Here is a 5,242-nt window from a genome sequence, read left to right on the forward strand (position 1 = left end):
ATGCCGAAAGGCGCCATCGTCGCCTTCGACGAGATCAACTGCGAGTCGTTTCCGGGCGAGACGCGGGCCCTGCAGGAGATCGTGGGGATCGGTACGCATGAGATCCGGCGGTTTCCGTTTGAGCCGTGGGTGTCGTATATGGTGCTTTGAGGAGGCTGCGGGCGAAAACAGCAATAGCTGAAGTACGGCATAGCCCCCTACTGCACAGCCTCAGTGCTGTGCAGTAGAGGTGCTGCCTTTTATTGGCATTTCTTTCTTGCGTCTTCAGCCAGCTGGTGCAGATCACAGTTATCTGTAAGCATCCGGGCATTCCATTTTGAGCCCCGTCCATGCCCTACTTAGGGCCCACCTCTTTTTAGTAGAAACCATGCCTAAGACCGCCTTTATTGCACCAGAGGCGCTCTTGCCCCAAATACCTCAATGTTCAAATCGTCACCGAATGCACCCAGCCCGGTTCTTCACTGACGAACTTCCTCCGCGGCCCCTGAAGCACCATTCAAAATCCGGATCAAGGGCGTTGCCTTGGCCAAGAAATCGGTGACATCATCTGCCGGCATAGGTTTGGCAAAGTAGTATCCCTGAACCTCATCGCAGCCATGCCTTCGGACAATATCCAGGGTTTCCGCATCCTCTACCCCCTCTGCAATCGATTTCATACCCATCTCCCTCGCCATCTGGGCAATTGCCCTAATAATTGTATTGTCATCGGCATTATGAGGGGCCCCCCGGACAAAAGACTGGTCAATTTTCAGTTTATCCGCATTGAATTGACGCAAATAAGTCAGGCTGGAGTATCCGGTACCAAAATCATCAATGGACAACCTGACCCCCAGCGCTTTCAAGTCCTTTATTGTAGCCAGTATATTATCCGTATCCTTTATCAGGATGGATTCTGTCAACTCCAGCTCCAGGAGCGAAGGATCCAGATTGGCATTAGTTAGCGCATCCTGGACACATTGCAGAATATTACCGCGCTTAAACTGGAATGCCGACAGGTTGACCGCTACCACCAAATGGCTGCAAATGGATTGCCATTTCGCAGCTTGCAGGCATGCTTCCTGCAAAACCCACTCCCCGATTTTGATGATCAAACCACTATCTTCAGCCACGGGTATAAAAACTCGAGGTGGAACCAGACCTTGTTGCGGAGAATTCCAACGAATCAACGCCTCAAAACCGACGACCTGGCCCGCTGCCAAATCAATTTGTGGTTGATAATGTAGAACAAATTCATTACGCTCCAGAGCTTTCCGCAACCCGCCAAGAATGCTTACGTATTCATTTGCATCGATATTTGATTGCTCGGTAAAAAACCGATAGGTATTTCGTCCGGAATCCTTGGCAAGGTACATTGCACTATCTGCCCGCTTTAGCAGAGTATCAAAATCTCTTCCATTATCAGGGTAAACAGAAACCCCGATTGATACAGACAAAAAAAGCTCGACGCCGTCGATGAAAAACGGATCAGCCATTTGTTCCAGAATCCGGGTGGCCACGCGGTTAACCACATTAAAATCATCTACACAGGAAAGGATGACAAGAAATTCGTCCCCCCCCTGTCGTCCAAGAGTATCAGCCTCTCGTATACAATCCTTAATGCGTTCCGCCGCCATTCTGAGAAGCGCATCCCCGACCAAATGCCCAAGGGAATCATTGACCCATTTGAATCGGTCAAGATCTATAAAAAACAGCGCTACCTTGCAGTTTTCCCGGTGAGCGTTCGCCATGGACTGCTCCATACGGTCCCGACTGAGCAGGCGGTTAGGAAGTCTAGTCAACTCATCGTGTGAGGCCAGGAAAGCAATGTGTTCTTCGGCTTCAAGCCTTTTTGTGACATCCTGTTTGATTGCCGCGATATGATCGATGGACCCAGTGTCATCAAGAATTGGAAAAATAACGGCATCTTCCCAATAAAAGCCACCATTCTTTTTTTTGTTACGGAACCTACCTGTCCACGGGCGGCCACTTCTGACCTGCGTCCATAGAGAAGAATATTCGTTAGCAGGCGTCATTCCGCTACTCAAAATCCGTGGATTTTTTCCCAGAACTTCATCCAGTTGATACCCGGTTGTCTCGGTAAAAGCCTTGTTTACGTACTGAATATTCCCTTTCGCATCCGTCACCACAACGGTCATTGGTCCCTGTTCCACTACCATGGAAAGCTTACGCAACTCCAGCTCGTCTTTCTTTCTCTGAGTTATATCCCTCCCGATATGAAAGGCACCAATCAATTCACCATTAGCATTGAATATGGGCCCGTAATGTGAATCATAAGTTATTTCATTTACACCTTCGTCATATTTCCACTCAGTAGAAAAATTCTCCCCACTCAGCGCTTTGCGCCATTTATTTTCAAATTCTCCGCTCCGCGGCAGGTTCGCTGCGGTTTTCTCCAAAAACAGCATACCCGGCTCTATATGCTCACCAAATATTTTCTGAAAACAGCCTACATATGCAGGATTGCATACGACATATCTAAGATCGGTATCAAGCACGGCAACAATGTCTGGGAGTGCATTGGTAATGGATAGAATATGCGCCTGCTGCGTTGCATGCAGCTCAGCCTCCAGTCGTTCAACCTGAATGGCGTTCTCGCGGAACACAACAATTGCTTTTGTCAGCTCTCCAATTTCATCTTCCCGAGTCGTTCGAGGTATGCTGATGGTCAGGTCATTATTTGCCAAACGACGGACGAGTCCGGTCAAGACAGTCAAAGGGTGAATCACCATCTTGTTGACCCGAAATACGGTGCCAGCAAATACAATGGCAACTACAATCAGGCTAGTTAAAGCAAACACCAAATTTACCACTGTATCCTGGAACAAACTAGAACTCTGGTCATGCGCCACATCTAAGGCTGCATCCCTAAGGACGAGGGACGAGTCCAATGCGGACCTCACCCATTTGTGCCACTCTACGGCAGGTATGGGGCATGGTCGTCCCTCCCGTGCCGCGTTGATGATGGAACGAAACCGTTGTTCTCCTTCTATCATCAACGTTGTGCGCATGGAGGCCAAGGCATTGACCAGTTTCGGCTGATCACCAAGATCACCCACCATTTTTTCCAATTGCTTCGCCAACAAAGCTACAGCACCTGATTCTTCAGTAACGGTGGTAACTCTGTCTCCGGCAAAGTCCTCTCCATAGACAAAAACGGCCAGATTTGCCGCTCGTATCCCATTCATCGTCCGCATCTCCTGGGCCAGTCTGGCCAGCGCGGCAGCTTGAACGAGGCGGCTGTTTCCAGACTGCCCCAGTGCCAGAAAAGCCTCATCTGTCGCAGCCGTTAGGTGGATAAGCCCTCGGGCAAAACCATCCTGAATATCAGAATGGATATTGGGAAGACGCTTTTCCTTTGGTTTTGCGGCCTCTTCTTGCGCGGCAACACGAATCTTTCTAAAAATCGCGACCCCAGCATCAAGCCTGGTAGTAGTCAACCCCGCAGCAATCATCGCTTTCCGGGCTGAATTCACCAATTCATCAGTTTTGTCTATTTCTTTTTTTGCATTATCGATCTGGGCCAGCGTTGCCGGATTTTTCCTTGTCAAGGGTACATCCCAGGCGTTTCTCTCTCGCGGAATCTGACTGGCAATTTTTAGTGTGCGTTCAAAGGCAACCAATTGGTTAGATGTCGTTTTTTGCTTTACAAGATCACTGACTGCACTGTGAATATCAATGCTGGCCAAGATCGCTGCCAGTGCCCCTGCAATCAAGCTACCGGCCAGAATTTTCCATCGCAAGCTCACATTCATTTTCATGGCCCAGTTCGTTAATGATGCCGTTGGCTGCACTACTTAAAATTTTAGTATAAATACGGTGACTGGATAGCCACTTCTGGCACGAATGGCTGTTCATGACCAGACGCCGTCCCGGGACTTCCTTTGGTGCCTATATCAGCACTTTACAGTCACATGCGGCCATCTGAGTACGTTACCGCCTAGTTTCAACCCTGCATTGATCCAGGTCATATTCATGAAAATGGCATCACACTGAAGCGCAAACCACCACTGTGGAGATGCTGCTGCCACGGATTGAAATGTTATTAACGTGCAATTCCGGAGATAAACAAATTACCATTTGATGCAAAACAATAAAAAGCCCTCCAAACCATAACTATTTATTTTACAATAAATTTTATGGGTTTTTCCTGACTTTGCAAGGAACAATTTTCCTCAGACACCAGCTACGGCAGCTTGTTTTCTTCCTACTGATATCGAAACAATATTCTATAATTAAGTTAGTTATCCGGTCAGAAACTTATATAAAAAAAATGGAAAACATCAAGTTTATGCTACGCCATGACAAGATTATTTTACATCCAGCCAATCATTTGCCAATACTGATTATCAGTCAAATAAACTATTGCTTTGGGGGGCGCGCTGCGCCAGGCGGAGTCGGGCACCACTGTCGCAGAGGTCTGCCGCAAGATGGGCATCTCCGAGGCCACCTTCTACAACTGGAAGAAGAAATACGGCGGCCTCGGCGTCAGCGAGCTGCGCCGCTTGAAGCAGCTGGAAGAAGAGAACGCCCGGCTCAAGCGCATGGTGGCCGATCTGAGCTTGGACAAGCAGATGCTGCAGGAAGTCATCCAAAAAAACTGTGAAGCCGGCTCACAAACGCGAGCTGGCCAACTTCCTGATCGACGCGTACCGCGTCTGCATTCGCCGCGCCACCGCTGTCGTTCAACTGCGGCAAGCGACTTATTTTTATCGCCCTCACCCTCGTGACGATCGCGCCGGGCGGCAGCGAATCCGCGAGAAGGCGTCACACTGGACTTCTCGCGGCTAGGGAAACCCACGGATAATGCCTTCATCGAGTCGCTAAACAGCAGTCTGCGGGATGAGTGCCGGAACGTGCATTCGTTTCTGTCGCTGGCTGACACGCGTGACAAGATCGAGCGTTGGCGGCAGGATTACAACGAATTCAGGCCGCACAGTTCGCTGGGCTACCGGTCCCCACAGAAGTTCAGACGGCTGGCGATTCCTTCAACCTGAGGCGGGAACGAGTGTCCTGAGGTACGGGGATAAGTCCAGATCGAAAAAGTTGCATAGCTTAACTTGGATGCCTATTTCTGGACTGTCCCGGGGTCAGTAGACAAATACCTGCCTCACGCCGAGGCCCGTTCGAAGGCCTCGGGACTGATGCCGCCCAGGTGACTATGGCGGCGGGTGCGGTTGTAAAAAGCTTCAATGTAGTCGAACACGTCTGAGCGGGCCAGATCGCGGGTTTTGTAGATCCGTTT

The 5,242-nt window shown here is 49.6% G+C and carries 2 protein-coding genes and 1 pseudogene; 1 reads left to right on the forward strand and 2 read right to left on the reverse strand.

The genetic code is table 11. From position 1 onward, the window contains the following. Positions 1–458 precede the first annotated feature (458 nt). Positions 459–3,758, reverse strand: coding sequence for a GGDEF and EAL domain-containing protein (locus tag DFO50_RS18590; protein ID WP_112693013.1), 3,300 nt, complete (start codon positions 3,756–3,758; stop codon positions 459–461). Positions 3,759–4,361: 603 nt separating this feature from the next. Between DFO50_RS18590 and DFO50_RS20030 the strand changes: the two are divergent. Continuing rightward, positions 4,362–4,994: pseudogene (locus DFO50_RS20030) on the forward strand (integrase core domain-containing protein). 113 nt (positions 4,995–5,107) lie between these two features. Here DFO50_RS20030 and DFO50_RS18600 read toward each other — a convergent pair. Further along, the coding region (locus tag DFO50_RS18600) for an IS3 family transposase (protein WP_146745109.1) at positions 5,108–5,242 on the reverse strand (135 nt) is incomplete at its 5' end.

Source organism: Microvirgula sp. AG722 (genome assembly GCF_003269145.1).
Classification (GTDB): domain Bacteria; phylum Pseudomonadota; class Gammaproteobacteria; order Burkholderiales; family Aquaspirillaceae; genus Microvirgula; species Microvirgula aerodenitrificans.

What these genes read in the sequence shown, in the direction of transcription:
- DFO50_RS18590 (WP_112693013.1), bottom strand. Translation starts at nt 3,758, where the DNA reads ATGAAAATGAATGTGAGCTTGCGATGGAAAATTCTGGCCGGTAGCTTG.